The sequence below is a fragment of the Mesorhizobium sp. M0296 genome (assembly GCF_040321675.1).
Classification (GTDB): Bacteria; Pseudomonadota; Alphaproteobacteria; order Rhizobiales; family Rhizobiaceae; genus Mesorhizobium.
On sequence record NZ_JAMYRZ010000013.1, the window covers coordinates 1 to 22,857 of the forward strand.

General features: G+C 62.2%; 29 protein-coding genes. 17 read left to right on the plus strand and 12 right to left on the minus strand.

The window, feature by feature from the left end; genetic code table 11:
* The first annotated feature begins 256 nt into the window (after window positions 1-256).
* Genes NKI97_RS14620 through NKI97_RS14635 form a run of 4 tightly spaced genes read left to right on the plus strand, consistent with a single transcriptional unit; the run spans window position 257 to window position 3,433 of the window.
* The gene (locus NKI97_RS14620) at window positions 257-982 is read left to right on the plus strand and encodes a DUF2259 domain-containing protein (RefSeq protein WP_352474665.1); all 726 of its coding nucleotides are present in this window, start codon (window positions 257-259) and stop codon (window positions 980-982) included.
* Between the two features lie 11 nt (window positions 983-993).
* Window positions 994-1,494 carry a hypothetical protein gene (locus NKI97_RS14625; RefSeq protein ID WP_352745663.1) on the plus strand — a complete coding sequence of 167 codons (501 nt, stop codon included), beginning with the start codon at window positions 994-996 and terminating at the stop codon, window positions 1,492-1,494.
* 59 nt (window positions 1,495-1,553) lie between these two features.
* Complete coding sequence (purB, locus tag NKI97_RS14630; protein WP_352702469.1) at window positions 1,554-2,861, plus strand: adenylosuccinate lyase; 1,308 nt, start codon at window positions 1,554-1,556, stop codon at window positions 2,859-2,861.
* On the plus strand, window positions 2,861-3,433 hold the full coding sequence (locus NKI97_RS14635; protein ID WP_352474659.1) for an alpha/beta hydrolase: 573 nt from the start codon (window positions 2,861-2,863) through the stop codon (window positions 3,431-3,433). Before purB ends, NKI97_RS14635 begins: the two co-directional genes overlap by 1 nt.
* 1 nt (window position 3,434) lies before the next feature.
* On the opposite strand, the gene NKI97_RS14640 is transcribed toward NKI97_RS14635, so the two are convergent.
* Window positions 3,435-4,247, minus strand: a complete 813-nt coding sequence (locus tag NKI97_RS14640) for a VOC family protein (RefSeq protein ID WP_352834850.1) — start codon at window positions 4,245-4,247, stop codon at window positions 3,435-3,437.
* A 274-nt stretch (window positions 4,248-4,521) separates the two neighbouring features.
* Between NKI97_RS14640 and NKI97_RS14645 the strand changes: the two genes are divergently transcribed.
* Entirely contained in the window at window positions 4,522-5,070 is a 549-nt protein-coding gene (locus NKI97_RS14645; protein ID WP_352818118.1) for an RBBP9/YdeN family alpha/beta hydrolase, read from the plus strand.
* Here NKI97_RS14645 and NKI97_RS14650 read toward each other — a convergent pair.
* Both NKI97_RS14650 and NKI97_RS14655 read right to left on the minus strand, forming a co-directional pair.
* Window positions 5,067-5,840 carry an HpcH/HpaI aldolase family protein gene (locus tag NKI97_RS14650; protein WP_352449404.1) on the minus strand — a complete coding sequence of 258 codons (774 nt, stop codon included), beginning with the start codon at window positions 5,838-5,840 and terminating at the stop codon, window positions 5,067-5,069. The two genes, NKI97_RS14645 and NKI97_RS14650, sit on opposite strands and share 4 nt — an antisense overlap.
* A 118-nt stretch (window positions 5,841-5,958) precedes the next feature.
* On the minus strand, window positions 5,959-6,279 hold the full coding sequence (locus tag NKI97_RS14655; RefSeq protein ID WP_023674726.1) for a DUF1476 domain-containing protein: 321 nt from the start codon (window positions 6,277-6,279) through the stop codon (window positions 5,959-5,961).
* Between the two features lie 270 nt (window positions 6,280-6,549).
* On the opposite strand from NKI97_RS14655, the gene purC reads away from it, so the two are divergent.
* Genes purC through NKI97_RS14685 form a run of 6 tightly spaced genes read left to right on the plus strand, consistent with a single transcriptional unit; the run spans window position 6,550 to window position 10,052 of the window.
* The gene (gene purC, locus NKI97_RS14660; RefSeq protein WP_023674725.1) at window positions 6,550-7,344 is read left to right on the plus strand and encodes a phosphoribosylaminoimidazolesuccinocarboxamide synthase; all 795 of its coding nucleotides are present in this window, start codon (window positions 6,550-6,552) and stop codon (window positions 7,342-7,344) included.
* Window positions 7,345-7,383: 39 nt separating this feature from the next.
* Complete coding sequence (gene purS / locus NKI97_RS14665; RefSeq protein ID WP_352835125.1) at window positions 7,384-7,626, plus strand: phosphoribosylformylglycinamidine synthase subunit PurS; 243 nt, start codon at window positions 7,384-7,386, stop codon at window positions 7,624-7,626.
* Between the two features lies 1 nt (window position 7,627).
* Window positions 7,628-8,296 carry a phosphoribosylformylglycinamidine synthase subunit PurQ gene (purQ, locus tag NKI97_RS14670; RefSeq protein WP_352834853.1) on the plus strand — a complete coding sequence of 223 codons (669 nt, stop codon included), beginning with the start codon at window positions 7,628-7,630 and terminating at the stop codon, window positions 8,294-8,296.
* A 31-nt stretch (window positions 8,297-8,327) separates the two neighbouring features.
* On the plus strand, window positions 8,328-8,993 hold the full coding sequence (locus NKI97_RS14675; RefSeq protein WP_352834855.1) for a glutathione S-transferase family protein: 666 nt from the start codon (window positions 8,328-8,330) through the stop codon (window positions 8,991-8,993).
* Window positions 8,994-8,995: 2 nt separating this feature from the next.
* Window positions 8,996-9,406: a hypothetical protein gene (locus NKI97_RS14680; protein ID WP_352684198.1), complete on the plus strand. Its 411-nt coding sequence runs from the start codon at window positions 8,996-8,998 to the stop codon at window positions 9,404-9,406.
* Window positions 9,407-9,410: 4 nt separating this feature from the next.
* A complete protein-coding gene (locus NKI97_RS14685; protein ID WP_352834857.1) occupies window positions 9,411-10,052 on the plus strand; it encodes a Pr6Pr family membrane protein in 642 nt (213 codons plus the stop codon).
* 26 nt (window positions 10,053-10,078) lie between these two features.
* Here NKI97_RS14685 and NKI97_RS14690 read toward each other — a convergent pair whose 3' ends face one another.
* Window positions 10,079-10,324, minus strand: coding sequence for a DUF1127 domain-containing protein (locus tag NKI97_RS14690; protein ID WP_352449398.1), 246 nt, complete (start codon window positions 10,322-10,324; stop codon window positions 10,079-10,081).
* A gap of 93 nt (window positions 10,325-10,417) precedes the next feature.
* Between NKI97_RS14690 and NKI97_RS14695 the strand changes: the two genes are divergently transcribed.
* From NKI97_RS14695 to NKI97_RS14705, 3 genes are all read left to right on the plus strand, one after another.
* Window positions 10,418-11,830 carry an aminotransferase-like domain-containing protein gene (locus NKI97_RS14695; protein WP_352834860.1) on the plus strand — a complete coding sequence of 471 codons (1,413 nt, stop codon included), beginning with the start codon at window positions 10,418-10,420 and terminating at the stop codon, window positions 11,828-11,830.
* Between the two features lie 148 nt (window positions 11,831-11,978).
* Complete coding sequence (gene purL, locus NKI97_RS14700; protein ID WP_352834862.1) at window positions 11,979-14,216, plus strand: phosphoribosylformylglycinamidine synthase subunit PurL; 2,238 nt, start codon at window positions 11,979-11,981, stop codon at window positions 14,214-14,216.
* 87 nt (window positions 14,217-14,303) lie between these two features.
* Entirely contained in the window at window positions 14,304-14,537 is a 234-nt protein-coding gene (locus NKI97_RS14705) for a BolA/IbaG family iron-sulfur metabolism protein (RefSeq protein ID WP_023674714.1), read from the plus strand.
* A gap of 12 nt (window positions 14,538-14,549) precedes the next feature.
* Here NKI97_RS14705 and NKI97_RS14710 read toward each other — a convergent pair whose 3' ends face one another.
* Window positions 14,550-15,356: a phosphodiester glycosidase family protein gene (locus tag NKI97_RS14710; RefSeq protein WP_352449395.1), complete on the minus strand. Its 807-nt coding sequence runs from the start codon at window positions 15,354-15,356 to the stop codon at window positions 14,550-14,552.
* 162 nt (window positions 15,357-15,518) lie between these two features.
* On the opposite strand from NKI97_RS14710, the gene grxD reads away from it, so the two are divergent.
* Both grxD and NKI97_RS14720 read left to right on the plus strand, forming a co-directional pair.
* Window positions 15,519-15,854 (plus strand): Grx4 family monothiol glutaredoxin, encoded by a 336-nt coding sequence (grxD, locus tag NKI97_RS14715; RefSeq protein ID WP_023674712.1) that lies wholly within the window; start codon window positions 15,519-15,521, stop codon window positions 15,852-15,854.
* Between the two features lie 207 nt (window positions 15,855-16,061).
* Window positions 16,062-17,261 (plus strand): multidrug effflux MFS transporter, encoded by a 1,200-nt coding sequence (locus NKI97_RS14720; RefSeq protein WP_502907104.1) that lies wholly within the window; start codon window positions 16,062-16,064, stop codon window positions 17,259-17,261.
* Window positions 17,262-17,280: 19 nt separating this feature from the next.
* Here the strand turns inward: NKI97_RS14720 and NKI97_RS14725 are convergent, their stop codons facing one another.
* From NKI97_RS14725 to rpsD, 4 genes are all read right to left on the minus strand, one after another.
* Window positions 17,281-17,688: a UCP034077 family protein gene (locus tag NKI97_RS14725; protein ID WP_352501584.1), complete on the minus strand. Its 408-nt coding sequence runs from the start codon at window positions 17,686-17,688 to the stop codon at window positions 17,281-17,283.
* A gap of 49 nt (window positions 17,689-17,737) precedes the next feature.
* Window positions 17,738-18,565: an inositol monophosphatase family protein gene (locus NKI97_RS14730; protein ID WP_352834868.1), complete on the minus strand. Its 828-nt coding sequence runs from the start codon at window positions 18,563-18,565 to the stop codon at window positions 17,738-17,740.
* Window positions 18,555-19,442, minus strand: coding sequence for a tRNA 2-thiocytidine(32) synthetase TtcA (gene ttcA, locus NKI97_RS14735; protein WP_352819658.1), 888 nt, complete (start codon window positions 19,440-19,442; stop codon window positions 18,555-18,557). Before ttcA ends, NKI97_RS14730 begins: the two co-directional genes overlap by 11 nt.
* A gap of 154 nt (window positions 19,443-19,596) precedes the next feature.
* On the minus strand, window positions 19,597-20,214 hold the full coding sequence (gene rpsD / locus NKI97_RS14740; RefSeq protein ID WP_023717376.1) for a 30S ribosomal protein S4: 618 nt from the start codon (window positions 20,212-20,214) through the stop codon (window positions 19,597-19,599).
* Between the two features lie 380 nt (window positions 20,215-20,594).
* Between rpsD and NKI97_RS14745 the strand changes: the two genes are divergently transcribed.
* Window positions 20,595-20,807, plus strand: a complete 213-nt coding sequence (locus NKI97_RS14745) for a hypothetical protein (RefSeq protein WP_023674706.1) — start codon at window positions 20,595-20,597, stop codon at window positions 20,805-20,807.
* Window positions 20,808-20,897: 90 nt separating this feature from the next.
* On the opposite strand, the gene NKI97_RS14750 is transcribed toward NKI97_RS14745, so the two are convergent.
* The 3 genes from NKI97_RS14750 to NKI97_RS14760 all read right to left on the minus strand — a co-directional run bounded on the left by NKI97_RS14750 (window position 20,898) and on the right by NKI97_RS14760 (window position 22,777).
* Window positions 20,898-21,086, minus strand: a complete 189-nt coding sequence (locus NKI97_RS14750) for a DUF3008 family protein (RefSeq protein ID WP_352834871.1) — start codon at window positions 21,084-21,086, stop codon at window positions 20,898-20,900.
* 76 nt (window positions 21,087-21,162) lie between these two features.
* Window positions 21,163-21,975, minus strand: a complete 813-nt coding sequence (gene murI, locus NKI97_RS14755; RefSeq protein ID WP_352834875.1) for a glutamate racemase — start codon at window positions 21,973-21,975, stop codon at window positions 21,163-21,165.
* Between the two features lie 157 nt (window positions 21,976-22,132).
* Window positions 22,133-22,777, minus strand: coding sequence for a DUF805 domain-containing protein (locus NKI97_RS14760; RefSeq protein WP_352750200.1), 645 nt, complete (start codon window positions 22,775-22,777; stop codon window positions 22,133-22,135).
* Between the last annotated feature and the right edge of the window lie 80 nt (window positions 22,778-22,857).

Sequence of the window (22,857 nt, forward strand, 5' to 3'; positions counted from 1 at the left end):
CGCGGGCCTGGTCGTTTTTTTTTTTTATATCTACTCTTACACCACCCAAAAACAAAAATTTAATTTTTAAACACACACATCTCGGCCCCCCAAAAACTTCTTTTTTTGTTGCCCCCCCCCCCGATGCGGTGAAGCTGCCGACAATAACAAACGACGGCCGGATTGGATGCATCGACTTTGTGTTTCAGTCAGCACGATCTTTTGACGGCATCGTGATAGGAATTTAACGGCGTCGACCGCCGGAATGGAAAGTCCCATGCGAAATCTTGCCCTGTTTGCCGTCTGCCTGCTTGCCCCGCTCGCAACTTTGGCCGCCGCCCACGCAGGCGATGTCGCCGAGCTTGAGATCCTCGGCTTCAGCCGTGATGGCGGGGTCTTTGCCTTCGAGGAATACGGCGTCCAGGACGGATCCGGATTTCCCTATGCGATCCGCTATTATATCGACACGGCCGACGACAGTTTCCTCAAGGGCTCGCCGATACGTGTCCGGCTCGACGACGAGAATGCCACGGTGGCCGCAGCGCGGCTGCAGGCCCGGCAAAGGGGCGAAGCGATCGTCAGTCAGGCGGAACTCACGGCAAATCGCGGCATCACCGCCGGCTTCAACCCGGTGACCGAGCTTTCTGCCGATCCCTTCCGCATGGTGGTCAATCCGCGCCCGATCTTCTCGCCGGTCGACGATCCGCTCGAGTTCCGGCTCGACCAGATCGGCATGAACGACACCGAACGCTGCCAGAGCCAGGGCGAGATCAATGGCTTTCGCCTGCTGCGCATCGAGGCGAAGGATGGCGGCCAGACGAGGATCATTCACGAGGACAAATCGATCCCGCAAAGCAGAGGCTGTCCGAATGGCTACCAGATCGGCGCGGTTCAGACATTTTCGCTGGATAGCCTCAGCGCCTATGCCGTGCTGATCGCGGTGCGCCAATACGGCTTCGAAGGGCCGGACTATCGCTGGATCGCGGTAACCGGTCGCCTGTGAAGTTCCCCGCCATGCGCTATCGCGCTCTGGGCCGTCTCCGCCGCTCCTTGCCGCCGCTGCGCACCGCATTTGCCGGTGCCTTGTTGTGGGCCATGGCGATGGGCGCCAGCGCGCTGCTCAATCTGCTGTTGTACGATTGGGAGACCCCGGCGAAGGTCCGCTTCGTCTCGCTGCTTTATGCTGCCGGCGGCGCGCTGGCCTTCCCGGTTGGGCTGTTTCTGGCGCGGCTCGTCTCGCTCGGACGCCACTGGGAAATCGCCCTCGCCGCCGCCTTCGTCTGCCTTCTCGCCGCGACAATTACCTTCACCGGCGGCCTCTTTGGGCTGCAATACCGCTCCTACTATGTCCAATGGCATGCACCCGCGCTCACCATCACCTGGGTTTTCCAGTTCGTGTTCACGATGTTGACGGCGCTCTACCAGTTCGTCGTCCTCGGCATCCGGCTGTATTTTCCGCTCGGTTTCATTGCGCTAGCTGTCGCCAGCGTCTGGTTTGCGCGCCAGCAACGTTGAGCATTTTGCCTGCCTCTGTTAGGACGCGGGCAAATGCTCTCGCAAGTCAGGACCGACTGATGATCCCTCGCTACTCCCGGCCGGAAATGGTGGCCATCTGGTCGCCCGAAACCCGGTTCCGCATCTGGTTCGAGATCGAGGCCTACGCCTGCGACGCATTGGCCGAGATCGGCGTCATCCCGAAGGAGGCCGCCAAGACCATCTGGGAGAAAGGCGGGGCGGCGAAGTTCGACGTCGAAGCCATCGACGAGATCGAGCGCGTCACCAAGCATGACGTCATCGCCTTTCTCACCCATCTTGCCGAATTCGTCGGGCCGGACGCCCGCTTCATCCACCAGGGCATGACATCCTCCGACGTCCTCGACACCTGTTTTGCCGTGCAGCTCACCCGCGCCAGCGACATCCTGCTGGCCGACATTGACGGGCTGCTTGCGGCGCTCAAGCGCCGCGCCTTCGAGCACAAGGACACCATCACCATCGGCCGCAGCCACGGCATCCATGCCGAGCCGACCACCTTCGGCGTCAAGCTGGCGCAGGCCTATGCCGAATTCTCGCGTTGCCGCGAGAGGCTGGTGCATGCACGCGAGGACATCGCCACGTGCGCCATCTCTGGTGCGGTCGGCACCTTCGCCAATATCGACCCTTATGTCGAAGAATACGTGGCCAAGAAACTCGGACTGAAGCCGGAGCCGGTGTCGACGCAGGTGATCCCGCGCGACCGCCACGCGATGTTCTTCGCCACGCTCGGCGTGATCGCCTCGTCGATCGAGCGGCTGGCGATCGAGGTGCGCCATCTGCAGCGCACCGAGGTACTTGAAGCAGAAGAGTACTTTTCACCCGGACAGAAGGGCTCGTCGGCGATGCCGCACAAGCGCAACCCGGTGCTGACCGAGAACCTGACCGGCCTTGCCCGCATGGTGCGCTCCTTCGCATTGCCGGCAATGGAGAATGTGGCGCTCTGGCACGAGCGCGACATCTCGCATTCCTCGGTCGAGCGCATGATCGGGCCCGACGCGACGGTGACGCTCGATTTCGCGCTCTCACGCCTGACCAGCGTCGTCGACAAACTGCTAGTCTACCCCGACAACATGCTGAAGAACATGAACAAATTCCGCGGCCTCGTGCATTCGCAGCGCGTGCTGCTGGCGCTGACGCAAGCCGGCGTTTCGCGCGAGGACGCCTACCGGCTGGTGCAGCGCAACGCCATGAAGGTGTGGGAGCAAGGCGCTGATTTTCTTGAGGAACTTCTGGCCGACAAGGACGTTGTCGCAGCCTTGCCCGAGGCCGAGATCCGCGAGAAATTCGACTTGGGCTATCATACCAAGCACGTCGATACGATCTTTAGCCGAGTGTTTGGAGAAGCCTGATGATTTCGTCGGCCGGAGATTTCGATTTCCTTGCCCTGCCCGGGCGCGGCAATTCCGGGCCGGATCATTGGATGTCGCATTGGTGCCGGGTGTTCCCCAATTCGAGCCGCGTGCTGCAGGCCGAGTGGGACCGGCCAAAGCCTGAAGACTGGATCGGCCAGGTGGATGCCGCGGTGGCCGCCGCACCGCGCCGCGTCGTGCTGCTTGCGCATTCGCTGGCGGTGGCGACGGCGGTGAAGTGGGCTGCCGGCGCCAGTCAAAGCCAACTCGACAAGGTCGCGGCGGCATTCCTGGTTGCCGCGACCAATGTCGAGGATGCCGATCCCTCATTCGACGCGGTGCGCCCGTTCGCGCCGATGCCGCTGAAGCGCCTGCCCTTCCCGACATTGGTGGTGGCGAGCCGCAGCGACCCACGCGTCACCTTCGACAAGGCGACCGCCTTCGCCGCAGCCTGGGGTGCCGAACTCGCCGATGCGGGCGATCTCGGCCATATGGGAAACGAGGCCCGCCTCGGCCTGTGGCCGGCGGGCCTGCTCATGCTTGGCCGCTTGCTCGAAAAAGCGAACCTCTAACCTACGCCTTACCGGGAACCGTCCTTATCACCGTGCCCCACGGATCCTCGCGGGTGGTCTCGCTTGCGGCATTGTCCGAGCGCATCTCGACCCAGGCCAAGCCGGAGCGGGCGGGATCGCGGCGACCGGCGCCCGCGCTCTGCCACGCATTTGCGCCAATGTGGTGATGATAGCCGCCGGACGACAGGAACACCGCCGCGCCACCGTACTTTGCCACTGTGTCGAAACCGAACTCCTGATGCCACCATGCTTCGGCTTCTTCCGGCCTGCCGACCCGCAAATGGACGTGGCCGATAATGCTGTTTTCCGGCGCGCCCTGCCAGCCGGTGTCGCCGGCCGGCACCTCGGCAACAACCGACGGAATGTTCAGCCGCTCCGTCGCCATCGCTATCTTGTCACCGTTCCATTTCCAGTCCTGCGGACGGCGGTCGGCATAGATCTCGATGCCGTTGCCTTCCGGATCGATTAGGTAAAGAGCCTCGCTGACCAGATGATCGGATGCGCCCTCGATGCCGATCTTGCCGGCGATGGCGTGATTGATCCAGCGGCCGAGATCGGCCCGGCTGGGTAGCAGGAAGGCGGTGTGGAAAAGACCGGCGCTGCGCGGGTCATCGGGTTTCGCGGCCGGATCCGCTTCGATGTCGAGCAAAGGGCGATGGACTGCGCCGAGCGTAATCGTGCCGCCGGCGCGGCTCAGTTCCTGCAAACCGACGACTTTGCGATAGTAGGCAGCGAGATTGTCTGCATCGCGCGCCCGCAAGCCGACGCGGGCAACGCTGACCGGGGTCGTCGCGGCAAAAGGCAGTTCGCTCATCAAAGTGCTCCGTTCAGGCGGCGCTCGACAAGCTTCCAACACAGCAATCCGGCGCCATCAATCATTCTACGCCATGTCCGTGCCAAAATCTCGGAACAGCCATTCTTCTTTCCTGGCGACAGATCGTTGATCGCGATCGTTCACACAAGAGCGCAAGAAGCGAACAGGGTGTTCACAATAGCGAGCAGAACCGGGCTCATGAGCGGCCGTTTGCGTGTCGCTGTTTAGTTCATACCCGGTTGCACCCGACAGCGCCTCTCGCTACATGCGCGCCATGAAAGTCAGGGAAGCAGATATTCTCATCGTGCCGGGCTACACCAATTCCGGCCCTGATCATTGGCAGAGCCGCTGGCAGTCGAAACTATCGACAGCGCGCCGCGTCGAACAGGCGGAATGGTCGAAGCCGGTGCGCGAGGATTGGACGGCCGGTGTCGCCAAGGCGGTTAACGAGGCCGAGCGGCCGGTCGTCATCGTCGCCCATTCGCTTGGCGTCGCGGCGGTCATTCAAGCATTGCCTCGGTTCGAGAGGCCGGTCGCCGGCGCTTTCTTCGTGGCGCCGCCCGATGTCGCCAATCCAGAGATAAAGCCGAGGCACCTGATGACCTTCGGCCCCTATCCGCGCGACCCGCTGCCGTTTCCGTCGGTGGTGATCGCCAGCCGCAACGACCCGTTCTGTGCCTTCGGCGTCGCCGAGGACATTGCCGCGGCGTGGGGCTCGCTGTTCATCGACGCCGGGGATGCCGGTCATCTCAACACGAATTCCGGCTTCGGCCCCTGGCCTGAAGGCTCGATGACGTTCGCGAAATTCCTCACGGATCTCTAGGAAGCGATCGAATCCCTGACGCTGTTCAGCAGGGTCTTTGCCCCAAGCGAAATCAGCGAATGCTCGGAACCCATCGCCAGCAGCCGGTAACCCATCGACACCACGCGACCGGCGATGGCCGGTTCCATCACATAGATCGCCGCATGCTTGCCGGCTTTGCGGGTGCGGTCGGCGATCGAGGCGACGGTCCCCATCATGCTCTCCAGCGTCGAACTGACGGTGGTGCCCTTCGACCAGGCGATCGAGAAATCCGACGGGCCAAGGAATATCCCGTCGATGCCCGGCGTGTCGAGGATGCCGTCGAGTGAATCAAGCGCGGCCCGCGTTTCGACCATGGCGAACGCCATGGTGCGCTGGTTGCTGTCGCGCAGCCAGTCGGCATAGTCGCCCTTGCCATGGCGCGGAAAAGCATAGGTCGGGCCCCAGGAGCGCTCGCCGAGTGGCGGGTATTTCATTGCGGCAGCAAACAGCTTTGCGTCCGCCACCGAATTCACCATCGGGGCGATCACCGCCTCGGCGCCGAAGTCAAGCGCACGGCTGGCCATGTCGAAGCGGCCGACCGGGATGCGTACCAAAGCCGGCTTGTTGGCGGCCAGCACCGGCACAAGCCCGCGCAGCACGCTGTCCTCGTGATGGCCACCATGCTGCATATCGAGCGTAACCGCGTCGAATCCTTGCCTGGCCAGTATCTCGACCGTCAAGGCATCCGGCACGCCGGACCATGCGGTGAACAGCGTCTCGTCGGCCGCAAGGCGTGACTTCAGGGACATTGGCGATTTCCTCTTTGCTTGCAGCAATTCAGCCGGAAATGACCGCAAAGGCAAAGAAAAACCGCCCGGTGAGGCCGGGCGGTCGATTGGTCCAGCATTCGAAGAGTATCGATGGGGATCAGGTGTTCTTGATCTGCTCGATCGCCTGCGCCATCAATTCATCCATGGTGCGGCGGATCTGATGGTCCGACTGGTCGATGCCGGCCGCATCGAAATCCTTGCGTATCTTGCGGAAAACGTCGTGATCGCCGGCTTCCTCGATGTCGCTGACGACCACTTCCCTGGCATAAGCGTCGGCATCGGCGCCGGACTTGCCGAGCTTTTCGGCAGCCCACAGGCCGAGCGCTCTGTTGCGGCGTGCCGCAGCCTTGAACCGAAGTTCCTCGTCGAATGCGAATTTGCGCTCAAAGCCCTCTTCGCGGTCTTTCATGCTGCTCATGGCATCCCTCCGTGAAATCCGATTCGTTGTGCCAATATGTGTTGCCGGAGCACAAACCAAAAGGGCGCCGGCCGGTCAATATGCTACATTGCTTGCTGCGCTGCGGCATTTCGGTGCCCGAAAGCGGTTGATTGAAAGGATTTGCCGATTGAGCAAACAGTGCGATTGGGATAGACACCGGCATTGAACCCCACCGTCGCCATCTTATTTTAGGCAGACGGACAGGAACTGGTCGCTTGCCGCCTGCCCGCAAATCCAGAGAAAAATCAGATGAAAAATCGCCGCCGCATTTATGAAGGCAAGGCCAAGATCCTTTATGAGGGACCGGAGCCTGGCACGCTGATCCAGTTCTTCAAGGACGACGCTACCGCTTTCAACAAGAAGAAGCATGAAATCGTCGATGGCAAAGGCGTGCTCAACAACCGCATTTCCGAGCACATCTTCAATCATCTCAACCGGATGGGCATTCCGACCCACTTCATCCGCCGGCTCAACATGCGCGAGCAGTTGATCAAGGAAGTCGAGATCATCCCGCTCGAAGTGGTGGTGCGCAACGTCGCCGCCGGCTCGCTGGCCAAGCGCCTGGGCATCGAGGAAGGCACCGTGCTGCCGCGCTCGATCATCGAATTCTATTACAAGGCCGATGCGCTCGACGATCCGATGGTCTCGGAAGAGCACATCACCGCCTTCGGCTGGGCGAGCCCACAGGAGATCGACGATGTCATGGCGCTGGCCATTCGCGTCAACGACTTCCTTTCCGGCCTGTTCATGGGCGTCGGCATCCAGTTGGTCGATTTCAAAATTGAATGCGGCCGCCTGTTCGAAGGCGATATGATGCGCATCGTCGTTGCCGATGAGATCTCGCCGGATTCCTGCCGGCTGTGGGACGTGGCGACGCAGGACAAGCTCGACAAGGACCGCTTCCGCCGCGATATGGGCGGGCTGGTCGAGGCTTATCAGGAAGTTGCCCGCCGTCTCGGCATCATGAACGAGAACGAGCCACCGCGTCCGGCCGGGCCGGTGCTCGTCGCATCGACCGACGGCGTCAAAGGCAAGCCGCACTGACGGCTTGCCCCTCAACAGATGAACAGGAACATGTCCAGCGTGATCAAGGCCCGCATTACCGTAACCCTCAAGAACGGCGTGCTAGACCCACAAGGCAAGGCAATCGAGCATGCGCTGTCCGGAATGGGCTTCGGCGGCATCGGCCAGGTGCGGCAAGGCAAGGTTTTTGATATCGAACTTGCCGAGAGCGACAAGGCCAAGGCCGAAGCGGATCTGAATGCCATGTGCGACAAGCTTCTGGCGAATACGGTGATTGAGAATTACGCGGTGGAGATCGCCTGAGGTGAAATCAGCCGTCGTTCTGCTCCCCGGCCTCAATCGCGACCGCGACATGATCGCGGCGCTGACCAAGATTTCAGGCACGCCGCCGGTCACCGTCTGGCAGACCGACACCGAAATCCCCGATGTCGACCTGATCGCCATTCCGGGCGGCTTTTCCTTCGGCGACTACCTGCGCTGCGGCGCCATTGCCGCGCGCATGCCGGTGATGCGGGCGGTGGCCGAAAAGGCGGCCAAGGGCGTCATGGTCATCGGTGTCTGCAACGGCTTCCAGATCCTGGTCGAGGCAGGCCTGCTGCCGGGCGCGTTGATGCGGAACACTTCGCTGAAATTCGTCTGCCGCCAGGTGAAGCTGCAGATCGCCAATGCCAACACGATGTTCACCCGCCGCTATCAGCCGGGCCAGGTCATCCGCGCGCCGGTGGCGCACCATGACGGCAATTATTTTGCCGATGCCGAAACGCTGGCCCGCCTCGAAGGGGAAGGCCAGGTGGTATTCCGCTATGCCGAAGGCACCAATCCCAATGGCTCGATCAACGACATTGCCGGCATCGTCAACGGCCGCGGCAATGTGCTCGGTCTGATGCCGCATCCCGAGAACCTGATCGAAGCGGCGCATGGCGGCAGCGACGGCCGGGCGCTGTTCGAAAGCGCGCTGGGCGTCGCCGCTTGATGCCTTCAATTTTCCTCCTGGAGCCACGGTCATGAAACTCTATTCGCGGCCGTTGTCGCCCTATTCGTCGATCGTGCGGGCGTTGGCCTACATCAAGAACGTGCCGCCCAAGCTCATTGCACCGCCGCCGGGGTTTCCCATCCCCGAGGCATTTCGTGCCATCTCGCCGCTCAACAGGATTCCGGTGCTGATCACCGGTTCCGGCGAAACGATCGTCGAATCGGTAGTCATTGCCGAATATCTGGAGGAGCGTTTCCCCGAGCCGGCGCTGCTGCCCAAGGATACGAAAGACCGGGCGTTGGTGCGCATGTTCGCCCGCATCACCGACCTCGACGTGCTCGCCCCGACCATGAAGCTGTTCGAACTCTATTTCGTGCCGCAGCGCAATGAGGCGGAGATCAAGGCACAGTTCGCCCGATTGCATCACGGGCTTGCGGCAATCGAGGCCCGCATGGCGCATGGCCCGTTCGCGCTCGGCGACGACATCTCCTTTGCCGATGCGTGGTTGACGCCGACCCGGTTCGTCTTCAACAATTTCAGGACAACGATCGGCCGCCCCGATTTGCTTGACGCCTATCCGAAATTCGATGCCTACGAGCAAATCGCCTTGCAGCATCCGGCGCTGTCGCGCGTCTGGGGTGAGATGACAGACGGTCTGAAGATCTTTCTGTCCGAACTCGAGATGGGCGCCGCTTGAACATGAGACCGACGACCACGCGCCTCGCCGTCGCTACTGCCGCCGGGCTTGTACTCGCCTCATGCCAGTCAGGCCCGAAGAGCACGCCGGCGCCGGCGGGCAAGAGCGCGTCACTGCTTGCAATGGAACAGGTGGCAATCGCTGCCCACAAATGCTGGATCGCCAGCAAGGACCCTGCCTTCAAATCTTACCAGATGGCCAACGAACTGAATTCGTTTAGCGGCACGCCCCGCTTCCTGCTGGTGCCGGCCAAGCATTATGGCGGAAAGCCGCTGCTGGTCGTGCAGGCGCAAGGCAATTCGAGCCGCGTCGACGTGTTCGGCCCATTGATGGCGGAACCGCTCGGCGCGCGCATCGGCTCGGACATTGCCCGCTGGCAGGCGGGCAATCCGGCCTGCGGCGCTGCTGCCTAGCCCAATGGGTCGCGTGCTGCAGATCACCTGTCTGGTCGTCGGCCTGGCCGGGCTCGTCCTGCAGATCTGCATCACCGTCCCGGCATCAATGGAAGCCGGCCGCGGCTTTGGCGGCTCGCTGGTCTTCTATTTCAGCTTCTTCACCATCCTGACCAACATCGGCGCGGTGCTCGTCCATGCCTCGTTGCTGTCGTCGACGGGTTATGCCTGGTTTCCGGCCTTTACCGCGCCACGGATGCGGGCGGGCGTAGCCGTCGCCATAACGCTGGTCCTCATCGTTTATGCAACGGTCCTGGCGCAGCTTTGGCAGCCGCAAGGGCTGTTCCTGCTCTGCGATGTGCTCCTGCATTATGTGACGCCGGTGTTGTTCGTGCTGTGGTGGCTTGTGGCAGGCGCCGACGGCTCGACGCGGTGGCGCGACATCTCCTGGTGGATGATCTATCCGATCGCCTATCTGGCCTACGCGCTGCTGCGGGCGCCGATTGCCGGTGAAGTGCCCTACCCGTTCCTCGATCTCGCTAAGAACGGCGCGACCAGCGTCGCCGTCTCGGCTCTGGCCATCACCGGGCTCTTTCTGATGCTGTGCATTGTGGCGGTGCTTGTGGACCATGGTGTCACGCGGATCAGGGCGGCGGACATCCGCTAAAGTGCGATAGCGCCCCGTCGAACTCCTCAGTCCCAGAACGGCCTCAGACCTTCACGATGGGCATCGCAGCGTGAAATGCCGATATCCTTGAGCTGGGCGTCGGTCATCTCGAGCAGGACCAGCCGACTGCGGCGGCGATCCAGCAGGCTGTCGATCCATCGGACGAATGACGTGACCACTTGCACGAGCCCGCGAACATAGGATCTCCGGCCCGACGAGCGGCTTCCGGTCAATTCAACTGCCGCGTAGCGGATTGTCTCTATTGTACCCATTTTCTTTCTGCCAAGATTGCAATTGTGCCTTTTCGTACGGCCCGCTCCATATGCATTGACTCTCATTTCGGTGCAATGTAAAAAATTGTCACCATGACAACTTGGCTTCCAGACCTGACCGCCCGCACCGGCCCGCTCTATCAGCGGCTTGCTGATTCCATCGAGACGGACATCGACCGCGGCCTGATCGGTGGAGGGGCAAAGCTGCCGCCGCAGCGCGATCTGGCATACGACATCGGCACGACCGTCGGCACGGTCGGCCGGGCCTATCAATTGCTGCGCGAGCGGGGATTGGTGAGCGGCGAGGTCGGCCGCGGAACCTATGTTATCGCTCAACAGTCGGAGAGCGCAAAGCCGGATTTCCTGGGGCCGGTCGAACAAGGCACGCGCTATATGGATGCGCCCGGCGACAAGCTGCGCTTCGATAGCACGGCCGCACCGGATGTCGGCCAGGGTGCCATCGTCGCAGACGTGTTGACACGCACGGCGCGAGACCATCCGCATGAGATTTCAAGCTACACGCGTGATTTCCCGGACCGCTGGTTCGAAGCCGGCAGGCGCTGGCTGTCACGCAATTCCTTTCGCCCGGCCGCAGATGCCATTGTCCCCACGCTCGGCACCCACGCGGCGGTAATGGCAACCATTGCGGGGCTCACCGCCCCCGGCGACTATGTCGTTTTCGAACACCTCACCTATTCGCAGATCTCGCGCAGCGCCGGCCTGATCGGTCGCCGGACCGCACTGGTGGCGGCTGATGACGAGGGCATCGATCCCGAGGATTTCGAGCGCGTCTGCGCACAAAAGCATCCGAAGATGATGTTTTTGATGCCGACGGCCAAGAACCCGACGCTGACAACGCTGTCGGCCGCGCGCCGCGAGGCAATCGCGCGTATCGCCCGTCAATATAACGTCGTCCTGATCGAGGACGATCTCTATGGCGGACTGACCGACGACCCAACGCCTTTATTGGCCGAATATGCTCCCGAACGGACCATCGTTGCCGGCGGCCTGTCGAAATCGGTCGCGGCGGGTGTTCGCGGCGGCTGGCTCGCTTGCCCGCCGGCCTATCGTCACCGCATCCGGGTTGCCCACAAGATGATGACGGGCGGCCTGCCCTTTCTGCTGGCGGAGGTGGGCAGCCGGCTGGTGCTGTCCGGTCAGGCCGCTGAGATGCGCAAACGCAGCATTGCCGAGATCGGTGCACGCATCGCGATCGTGCGCGAGACACTCGACGGCTTCGAGTTCAAGACGCTGGATAATGTGCCGTTCGTCTGGCTCACTTTGCCGGACCCATGGCTTTCCGGCACTTTCAAGCAGGCCTGCCTCGAACATGGCGTGCTCATCGACGACGAGGACGAGTTCAAGGCAGGGCGTTCCGAACAGGCCTTTCACGGCGTGCGGTTTGGCATCTCGCAGCCGCGACAGCGGGACGATATCGCGCACGGCGTCGCGGTAATCCGGCGGCTTCTGGACGAAGGCCGCGCCGGCTACGACAGCTTTTCCTGAACCGGCTTGAAACCGGCGGGTCGAGTGGCGATCTTTCGCTACTTGCGGTCAGCTGTTGCTTTCCATCGTTTTAGTCATCCAACGGGGTGTATCGGCTGCAACGCTTGCGATAAGACGGGACTCGATCCCAAGGACACAATTGCCGATCATGACCATTTCCAATTCCGTGCCGATCACTCCTGAACTCATTGCCGCGCACGGGCTGAAGCCCGACGAGTACCAGCGCATCCTCGACCTGGTCGGGCGCGAACCGAGCTTTACCGAACTTGGTATTTTTTCGGCGATGTGGAACGAGCATTGTTCCTACAAATCCTCGAAGAAGTGGCTGCGCACGCTGCCGACCACCGGGCCGCAAGTCATCCAGGGCCCAGGCGAGAATGCCGGCGTGGTCGACATCGGCGACGGCGACTGCGTCGTCTTCAAGATGGAGAGCCATAACCACCCCTCCTATATCGAGCCCTATCAGGGAGCTGCGACCGGCGTCGGCGGCATCCTGCGCGATGTCTTCACCATGGGCGCGCGGCCGATCGCGGCGATGAACGCACTGCGCTTCGGCGCGCCGGACCATCCCAAAACCAGGCACCTCGTTGCCGGCGTCGTTTCCGGCGTCGGCGGCTATGGCAATTCCTTCGGCGTGCCGACGGTCGGCGGCGAGGTCAATTTCGACGCCCGCTACAATGGCAACATCCTGGTCAATGCCTTTGCGGCGGGGCTTGCCAAGACTGATGCGATCTTCCTGTCCGAGGCCAAGGGCGTCGGCCTGCCGGTCGTCTATCTCGGCGCCAAGACCGGCCGCGACGGCGTCGGCGGCGCCACCATGGCTTCTGCCGAATTCGACGACAAGATCGAGGAGAAGCGCCCTACCGTCCAGGTCGGCGATCCCTTCACCGAGAAATGCCTGCTGGAAGCCTGCCTCGAACTGATGGCGTCGGGCGCCGTCATCGCCATCCAGGACATGGGTGCGGCCGGCCTTACCTGCTCGGCGGTCGAAATGGGCGCCAAGGGCGACCTCGGCATCGAGCTCGACCTCGACAAGGTGCCGGTGCGCGAGGAGCGCATGAGCGCCTATGAGATGATGCTGTCGGAGAGCCAGGAGCGCATGCTGATGGTGCTGCGCCCCGAAAAGGAAAAACAGGCCGAGGCGATCTTCCACAAATGGGGCCTCGACTTTGCCATCGTCGGCAAGACCACCGACGATCTGCGCTTTCGCGTGCTGCATCAGGGCGACGAGGTTGCCAATCTGCCGATCAAGGATCTTGGCGACCAGGCGCCGGAATATGACCGTCCCTGGGTCGAGCCGAAGAAGCCGGCGCCGCTGGCCGGCGATGCACCGCAAGCCGACGTGGCCGAGGCACTGCTCAAGCTGCTGGGCGGACCGGACCTGTCCTCGCGCCGCTGGGTGTGGGAGCAGTACGACACGCTGATCCAGGGCAATTCGTTGCAGCTTCCCGGCGGCGACGCCGGTGTCGTGCGCGTCGACGGCCACCCGACCAAGGCGCTCGCCTTCTCCTCCGACGTGACGCCGCGCTATTGCGAGGCCGATCCCTACGAGGGAGGCAAGCAGGCGGTCGCCGAATGCTGGCGCAATCTTACCGCCACCGGTGCCCTGCCGCTCGCGGCCACCGACAACCTCAATTTCGGCAATCCGGAACGGCCCGAGATCATGGGCCAGCTGGTTGGTGCCGTGAAAGGCATCGGCGATGCCTGCCTGGCGCTTGGCTTCCCGATCGTCTCCGGCAACGTCTCGCTCTACAATGAGACCAACGGCCAAGGCATCCTGCCGACACCGACCATTGGCGGCGTCGGGCTGATTGCCGACTGGTCGAAAATGGTGCGGATCGGCTTTGCCGCCGAAGGCCAGATGATCGTGCTGGTCGGCGCGCCGATGATATGGGGCACGCATCTTGGCCAGTCGGTCTATATGCGCGACATTCATGGCCGCGCCGACGGCCCGCCGCCGCCGGTCGATCTCGACCACGAGAAGCGGGTCGGCGACCATGTGCGGGCACTGATCGCCTCCGGTGTCGTTACCGCGGCGCATGACGTTTCCGATGGCGGCATCGCGGTGGCGCTGGCCGAGATGGCGATGGCCTCCGGCATCGGCGCGACCATCCCCGGCCTGATCGGCACAGATCCAATCCCGGTCTGGTTCGGCGAGGACCAGGGCCGTTATCTGCTGACGCTGTCGATCGACCCGCAGAGCGAGCAATGGGACGCCATTCGCGAACAGCAAAACAAGCTCGGCGTTTTTGCGCCGTGGATCGGCTCGACCGGCGGCAGCGAATTGAAGCTCGGCGAGGCGCGTGCGATACCGGTCAGCGAATTGACCGCCGCCCACGAATCCTGGTTCCCTCGCTTCATGGCAAATGAGGTCGTGGACCCGTGATGTGATCGAGAGGGGCCGTTTCGCTGTGGTTCATCCGCCATTTCGACCATATCTATGAGATCACGACCTGAACAAGGAATCCTCACAATGGCAATGGACGCCCACGACATCGAACGGCTGATCAAGGAAGGCATTCCCGACGCCAAGGTGACGATTCGCGACCTGGCCGGCGACGGCGACCATTATGCGGCTGAGGTTGTGGCCGAAAGCTTTCGCGGCAAAAGCCGCGTCCAGCAGCACCAGATGGTCTATGACGCGCTGAAGGGCAACATGGGCGGCGTACTGCACGCGCTTGCCCTGCAGACCAGCGTGCCGGACTGAGCTCTCTTGCAGTTACCGGCTCGCAAGCTTCTTACCGGTCACGGCAATGATCGGCCCCGCCGGATACTTTCCACCAACAATCATCCGCTCGCCGTTCGACAGCGCCGAAACGGCCCCGTCGAAGAAAAGCGCGTTGGGGCAATCGAGCGCGTCTCGAAACAGTCGCGCGAAGCTGCCGAGGCTGACTTCAGAGCGCGAGATCGCCAGCACGACAGTGTTTTCGTCACGCACGCCGACGCCATTGCGGATATAGCGCGACGTGCCGTTCTGCTCGAAGCGGGGATGAATCCGGCCGTCGATCACCAGCATCGGGCCGGATTGCGTGGCAAACATCACGTCCAGTCTGGTCGCAGCATAGGCGCTTGTCTCCATGACCGCCGCCTTGCCGTCCTTCCGGACCAGGAAGACGCCGTTCGGTTTCAGGAAGAAATTCCCTTCGCTGTCGGCGACGTTGATCGTCGCCTTCTCCCGGCCGTCTTCGACGAGAAGGCCGACCGGAGTCAGGTCTTGGTGATACATGCCGGCATTCATGGCGAGCAGCACCGGCCGGCCCTGATCCGCCATCGCCTTGTCGAATTTGTCCAGTGAACCGAAAGCCTTGCCGTCGAGGCCTGCGTGGAACACACCGATGTCATAGTGGCGCAGATCGATTTCGCAGACGACATAGGCGACCGCCTCGAAGCTCGCGTCGCGGCACGGCGCCGGTAATTCACCGCCGACGACCAGAGATGGCTGTCTCGGCGACCTGGCCCACCAGATCAAGGACAGTGCGGCGAACAGAACGGCGAGGAGGAACCCGGCGAGATATCGTCTTTTCATCGCGCCTCGGGAAAGATGGTGGCCAACGGCTTGGCACAAGATCAGACGTTCCTTTGCGCCATTTGCATGGCAAGGCGGCAAACACCTTGTTTCGCGCAACCCATGGGTTTATTTGAAGGGTAATGTTCGAGCCTGACTCCCACAGGCATGAAAGGGTATTCCATGAGCGGCATCAACGACTACATCGACAATGAAGTGAAGGGCAACGACGTCGTTCTCTTCATGAAGGGCACGCCCGGCTTCCCGCAATGCGGATTTTCCGGCCAGGTCGTGCAGATCCTCGACTATATCGGCGCCGACTATAAGGGCGTCGACGTGCTGACGTCGGCTGAACTGCGGCAAGGCATCAAGGACTATTCCAACTGGCCGACCATCCCGCAGCTCTACGTCAAGGGCGAGTTCGTCGGCGGCTGCGACATCATCCGCGAGATGTTCCAGGCGGGCGAATTGCAGACCTTCCTCGTCGAAAAGGGCGTCAGCGTCAAAGGCGCCGCCTGACTTCTGTTTCTGCGTATGACCTTCCGCCTGCGATTTTCGGGGGTCATGCGCTAAACGCCGGGGCAGCCCCCACCTTGGCAAAAATTTCTGCCCGCTATCGGGCAATCAACGAATGGATGCGTCGGCCAGCCGGCGCATTTTCGTTTGAGGATCGGACTGGCCGTGGATCAGCAAGCACAAGCGCAGCAAAAGGCAAGCACCTTGCCCATTCCGCGCTGGGAATTCATTGCGCTGTGCGCGGCGCTGATGGCGCTCAATTCGCTGGCCATCGACATTATTTTGCCGGCGCTGCAGCAGATCGGCGCTTCGCTTGGCGTCGAAAATGAAAACCACCGGCAATATGTGGTCACCGCCTACATCCTTGGCTTTGGCGGCGGACAGCTGTTCTTCGGGCCGATCTCGGACCGTTTCGGGCGCCGCGCGCCGCTTGTCGCAGGGCTGGTGATCTACGTCGTGGCGGCCGGCGCTGCGGCAATCGCCCCGTCATTCACCACGCTTCTGCTATGCCGGGCGGTGCAAGGCATCGGCGCGGCGGCGACGCGCGTCATTGCCGTCTCGATCGTGCGCGATACGTTCGACGGACGGCGCATGGCCGAAGTCATGTCCTTGATCTTCATGGTGTTCATGGCCATTCCGGTGGTGGCGCCCGGTATCGGCCAGTTCATCATGCTGTTTGCGACCTGGCATGTGATCTTCGTCACCATGGCAGCCGGCGCGCTGATCGTGTCCGCCTGGTCGCTGCTGCGCCTACCCGAGACACTACACCCCGAATATCGCCGGCCGCTGACGCTGTCCTCCATCATCGGCGGCTTCCGCATCGTTCTCACCAACCGCATCGCGCTCTGCTATGCCTTCGCCAGCACCTTCATCTTCGGCGCCATGTTCGGCTTCATCGCCTCGGCCCAGCAGATCTATGTCAGCGTGTTCAATGTCGGCGAGATGTTCCCCGTCATCTTCGCGGGGGTTGCCGGCGTACTTGCTTTTTCGAACTACCTCAACTCGCGCCTCGTCGGCCGCATCGGCATGCGCCGTCTGTCGCAAAGCGCGCTGCTGCTGTTTCTGGCCATCAGCCTTGCCTGGCTGGTCGTTTCCATCGAAATAAAGATGCCGCTCTGGCTCTTCATTACCTTCTTTGCCTGCGCCATGGTCCCGTTCGGCGCGCTTGGCGCGAACTTCAACGCGCTTGCCATGGAGCCGCTGGGGCACCTGGCCGGCACTGCATCGTCGATCCTTGGGTTCATGCAGACATTTCTTGGCGGCATTCTCGGCACGCTGATCGGCCAAGCCTTCAACGGCACGGTGACGCCGCTGGCCGCCGGGTTCTGCAGCGTGTCGGTGGCGGCGCTGCTGATGATCCTGCTGGCCGAGCGCGGCAGACTGTTCCAGCCGCATAACCCGCCGGTCTAATGCACATTGCCGGGCGCGCCTAGGATGCACCCTCACTGACCGCGGTGAAGCGTGGGAACAGCGTACGTCCTGCGATTGCTCCACCCATGCTGTCCGAAACGGGCAGTGGGAGAGCCTTGTCGAGCGCCTCGAGGACGGAAGCCACGAAGGCCCGATTGAGTGGACCATCGTCCCCTAGATGGGAATAAGTGGCGCGCGGTTTGCCGATAAGCGTGCCGTTTCGGCGAATTGAGAACTGCAGCGTCAGGGTCATGCCCGCGGTTCCGGGCGGCGGCTTCCAACAGGCGAAGATCGCGGAGAACATCTCGTCTATGGTGTCGACGGAGTCGGGACTGCGACATGCGCGTTCCCCAGCGCTTGCTTCATTGACACCGGCAACCAAGGCAAGGGCAAAGGCCGTTGCAACAATTGCGGACCGAGGTTTCATTCGAGGTCTCCGGTTTCGCACAGGATTGGACAACTTTGGCAGCGAAGAGTTATTCCGCCCAGAGCTCGCGGCGCAGCTCCCGCCAGCTCTCCCGGTCCGGCGCGACCAGCAGGCCACCTCCGACATGCGACGGCAGATAGGCGCTGCCGTCGAAGCGCGCGGCATGGCCGCCCGCCTCCGCATGGATCAGCACGCCAGGCAGGTGATCCCAGGGCATCAGCTTGTTGTAGACGACGAAATGGCCGTGGCCGCTGGCCAGCAGGCGGTATTCGTGGGCGGCGCAGCGATAATTGAACTGCGATAGCGACTTGGTCTGGTTGCGCGCCAAACGTGAGCGGTCCGGCTCGGGCACGTAGTGCCATGAGACCGCACCGGTCATTTCCGACATCGGCGCCGGTTTGGCGACATGGACCTTTTCCAGATTGCCATGGGCATGGCGGATATGGCTGCCGGCGCCACTAACGCCGATCAGCCAATCCTTGCCGACGGGATCGTGAATGATGCCGACGACCGTCTCGCCCTTGACCACGACGCCAAGCATGACGCCGAACAGCGGCACGCCGGAGGCGAAGTTGAAGGTGCCGTCGACCGGGTCGATGACGAAGGCGAGTTCGGCATCGCCGAGACCGTCGAGCAGCGTCGGGTCGTCGGAGCAGGCCTCCTCGCCGACGATCATTGCGTGGGGATAACGCTGGCGCAGCCTGGCGGTGATGAGCCGTTCGGCATTGACGTCGGCCTCGGTGACGAGATCGGCGGCCGAGGTCTTGCGACGGACGTCGCCCTCGCTCAACCGGCGAAAGCGCGGCATGATCTCGGCGACGGCGGCTTCCGACAGAAGGTCTGCAAGCCAGTCGATCGCGCTATCGTCAAATGTCATCGGGACGCCTGGTGGTGAGGGTTTCGTTGAGGGCGGCGAAATCGAACAGCTTCCTGTCGAGCAGATGCGAACGCCGCACATTGGTCATGGCGCGGATCATCGTGTCCTTGCGTCCGGGCATGCGCTTCTCGATGTCGTCGAGCATCGCCTTCATGGCGTTGCGCTGCAGGCCTTCCTGGCTACCGCACAGATCGCACGGAATGATCGGGAATTTCATGGCGCCGGCGAATTTCTCGAGATCCGCTTCCGCACAATAGGCGAGCGGCCGCAGCACCATGACATCGCCTTCGTCATTGAGCAGCTTCGGCGGCATGGCGGCGAGGCGTCCGCCATGGAACAGGTTCATGAAGAAGGTTTCCAGTATGTCCTCGCGGTGATGACCGAGGACCAGCGCCGAGCACCCCTCCTCGCGGGCAATGCGATAGAGATGGCCGCGCCGCAGCCGCGAGCACAGCGAGCAATAGGTGCTGCCCTCGGCCAGCTTGTCGGTGACCACCGAATAGGTGTCCTGATATTCGATGCGATGCGGAATGGCATAGCTGTCGAGATAGTCGGGCAATATGTGCTTGGGAAAGTTCGGCTGGCCCTGGTCGAGATTGCAGGCCAACAGCTCGACCGGCAGCAGCCCGCGCCATTTGAGATCGAGCAGAACGGCAAGCAGGCCGTAGGAATCCTTGCCGCCCGACAGTGCGACCAGCCAACGGTCGCCGGGTCTCACCATGGCGAAATCGTCGATCGCCTGGCGGGCAAGCCGCAACAGCCGCTTGCGCAGCTTGTTGAACTCGACGGAGGACGGCACATCGGCAAACAGCGGATGAAAGCCGCCTTCGGTGTCGGCGACCGGTTCGAGTGTTTCGGCGTCTGGCAGCATATTCATGGCGCGTCGGCCCCAAGATCCTGTTGCCGCCCGCAGTAGCGCATCGGACCGAAAACCGAAATCGATTTCGGAATCACGCCGCGGAAAAGGAAACGAAAAAAGAAAAGGCCGCCTCGACGGGCGGCCTTCGATTGTATCGCGACGAACGCGCCGATCAGCGCGAATAGAATTCGACGACCAGGTTCGGTTCCATCTGCACGGCAAACGGAACGTCCGCCAGGCCGGGGATGCGCGTGAAAGCCGCGGTCATCTTGTTGTGATCGGCCTCGATGTAATCGGGCACGTCGCGCTCGGCCAGGCCCACCGATTCCAGCACGATGACCAGCTGCTTCGACTTCTCGCGCACTTCGATGACATCGCCCGGCTTGCAGCGGTACGAGCCGATGTTGACGCGCTTGCCGTTGACGTTGACGTGGCCATGATTGACGAACTGGCGCGCCGCAAAGATGGTCGGCACGAACTTGGCGCGATAGACGACTGCGTCGAGGCGCGATTCGAGCAGGCCGATCAGGTTCTCCGAGGTGTCGCCCTTGCGGCGGTCCGCCTCTTCATAGACCTTGCGGAACTGCTTTTCCGAAACGTCGCCATAGTGGCCCTTCAGCTTCTGCTTGGCGCGCAGCTGTAGGCCGAAATCGGAAAGCTTGCCCTTGCGGCGCTGGCCATGCTGGCCGGGGCCGTATTCACGCTTGTTGACCGGGGACTTCGGGCGGCCCCAGATGTTTTCGCCAAGACGGCGGTCGATCTTGTACTTCGCGGATTCGCGCTTGCTCATCGCATTCCCTTTCAAAACAATGCACCCGGAACCTCATGGTCCGGGTGAAGGAAACGCGCCCTCCTCTGGCCTCCGTTTTCGAGACCTGACAGGGTTTTCCACGCAACGCGACGGAAAACCCACGGGACACGTCATTTCAAACAAGACATAGGGAAAGTAAAACCGGCTTCCCAAACGTCTCGCACACATAAAGAAAACCACCGGGCATTGCGGCCCGGTGTTGGTGGGCTGGTTAAACGGAGATTTAACCGCTGTCAAGCTTCCGGCTGGCGCGAATCGCCGAACCGGATAGTGTTACGGTTGTAGAACGTGCCGGATGTGGCGGGAGGTTGCGCCAGCGGCATCAGGAAGGGACTGAAGTCAGAGGAGCTGGAATTCGTATGAAGAAGTTCTTCCTTACGTTGGTAGGAGCCGCGGTGATGGCCGGCACGATGGCGGTCGCGCCCGAGCCGGCGCAGGCCCGGCATTGGCATGGGCACAGGCATCACCAGGTCTGCCGCATCGTGGTCAAGAAGAAGGTGGTGTGGCGCCACGGTCATCGCAAGGTGATCCGCTACAAAGTGCGGCGCTGCGGGTGGGGCTGGAACTGGTAATTTTCGTCCTCGCCCGTTGAGACTTCATGGCCCGCGGCTCAGCCGCGGGCCTTTTATTGACCGGCATCCGCCGTCAGAATGGCCAGTCGATCAGTGTTTCGACTTCTTTTCCGGCAGGCCCTTGCGCTTGGTCTCGGCGAATTCCTCGAGCTGTTTTTCGCTCATGGATTTATACATTCCCTTCGACGCGCCTATGAGCGCGCCCTTCTTGGTCTCGCCGCGCTTGGCTGACAATGCCGCGCCGGCCGCTTTCTGCTGGGCTTTTGAGGTGGCTGGCATGATGGTTTCTCCTGTTTCCAATGAGGGGAAAACGCATTGTCCGGTGTGATGTTCCCAAAGCGAAAATTGCCTGCGGTCAGGATATCGCCAGGCCAAATCCCTGCATCAGCCGGCGCGTCGGAAAATCGGCGCTGTTCGAGGTGAAGAATGCAAGGTCGGCGCCTTCCGGCAGTGCCTCTCTGCGATAGCGGGCCTCGGTATCGGCAAGCAGCGACAGCGCGCGGCGTGCGATCGCCTCGGCCGGGTCGAGCCAGTCGACCGGCCACGGTGCTGTCTTGCGCATGCGGTTGGCCAAAAACGGATAATGGGTGCAGGCAAGCACGACGATGTCGGTGCGCAGCCCGTCATGCTCGACGAAGCACGGCGCGATCTCGGCGCGCACGGCGTCCTCGTCGACAAAACCGTCGCGCATATAGGCTTCGGCCAATCCAGCCAGCCTGTCGCTGCCGACCAGGCGGACGTGGCATTTCTGCGCCCATTTGCTGATCAGGTCGCGCGTGTACTGGCGCTTGACGGTGCCGGGCGTCGCCAGCACCGAAACCAGGCCCGAGCGCGTGCGTTCCGCCGCCGGCTTAATGGCCGGCACGGTGCCGACGAAAGGGTGGCCGGGAAACCGCTCGCGCAAGGCATCGATGACCAGTGTCGAGGCGGTGTTGCAGGCGATGACCGAAATGGCCGGCGAAAACCGGTCGAGCAGCCTGACGAACAACTCCAGGATATGTGTTCTCAGCGCCGGTTCCTCCCAGCCGCCGAAGGGGAACGCCGCGTCGTCGGCGACATAGATGAAGCGGCGGTCAGGCATCAGCACGCGCGCCTCACGCAGCACGGTGAGGCCGCCAATGCCGGAATCGAACATCAGGATCGGACGGGCGCTCGATGGATCGGTCATTGTCATTGAGTCACTAAGGGCTGGGAATCACTAAGGGCTGGGAATCACAAACGAGATCACGAGGGAAGGCCCGGCCCATGCTTTCTGCTTCGGCCAATGATGCTTTATCCCGGCCGCTTCTATGTGGAACCATCATGGCCTTGATGCGGCGAGCCGGTCACACAAGGCCGCGCTTGCCGAAGCCGCCGGGCCGCGGCCGGCCGTTCGCCGGAGATGCAGGTTGAGATGCAGGGTGGTTCGACGGCACCGGCGCGGCCCGCGTGGCGTAGGCTGGAGCCAGGGCCGTCGCGCCGGCGGCTGACGCTGAATGGAGCGCGGCGGCGCCGCGCAGCGGCCCGGGCGGGTCGAAATCGTCGAAACTCAGGGATGACGCCATATCCGCAGAGCCACCGCCCGCCGGCTTGCCCGCCAAGATGACGGCCCACAGCCCGACAAGAGCCAATCCCAGCAGGTTAAGGCCGGAATGCGAATCTTCGCCGTCGAATTTTACGACAAGAACAGTGCCGGCCTGCAGGATCGCGAACAGCGTCGAGAACACGATATACGACCAAAGGATCCAACCCGACCCTTGCGCGTCGCGGCTTCGACGCCAGGCGAAATTCGCGCGGAACAGAACGATCACCAGCGAGGTAACGAGAACAGCCGCGGCCAGCCCTTCCCTGGAAGGACCGGGTTTCGAATTGGCCAAACCCTCGAAGCCGACGGTCCCCACGACGCACAGCACGAATGTCACGATTTCCGCAACCAGCAAGGCCGCGGAATAGAAGAAAAAGCGAAGACGCCCGATATTTGAATTGAACATCGAAAGGATCCATCGTTTTCCAGACAATGGATCACACCAAATAACATTCGGTTACTGGTGAGGTATGGGTCGTTCCGAGG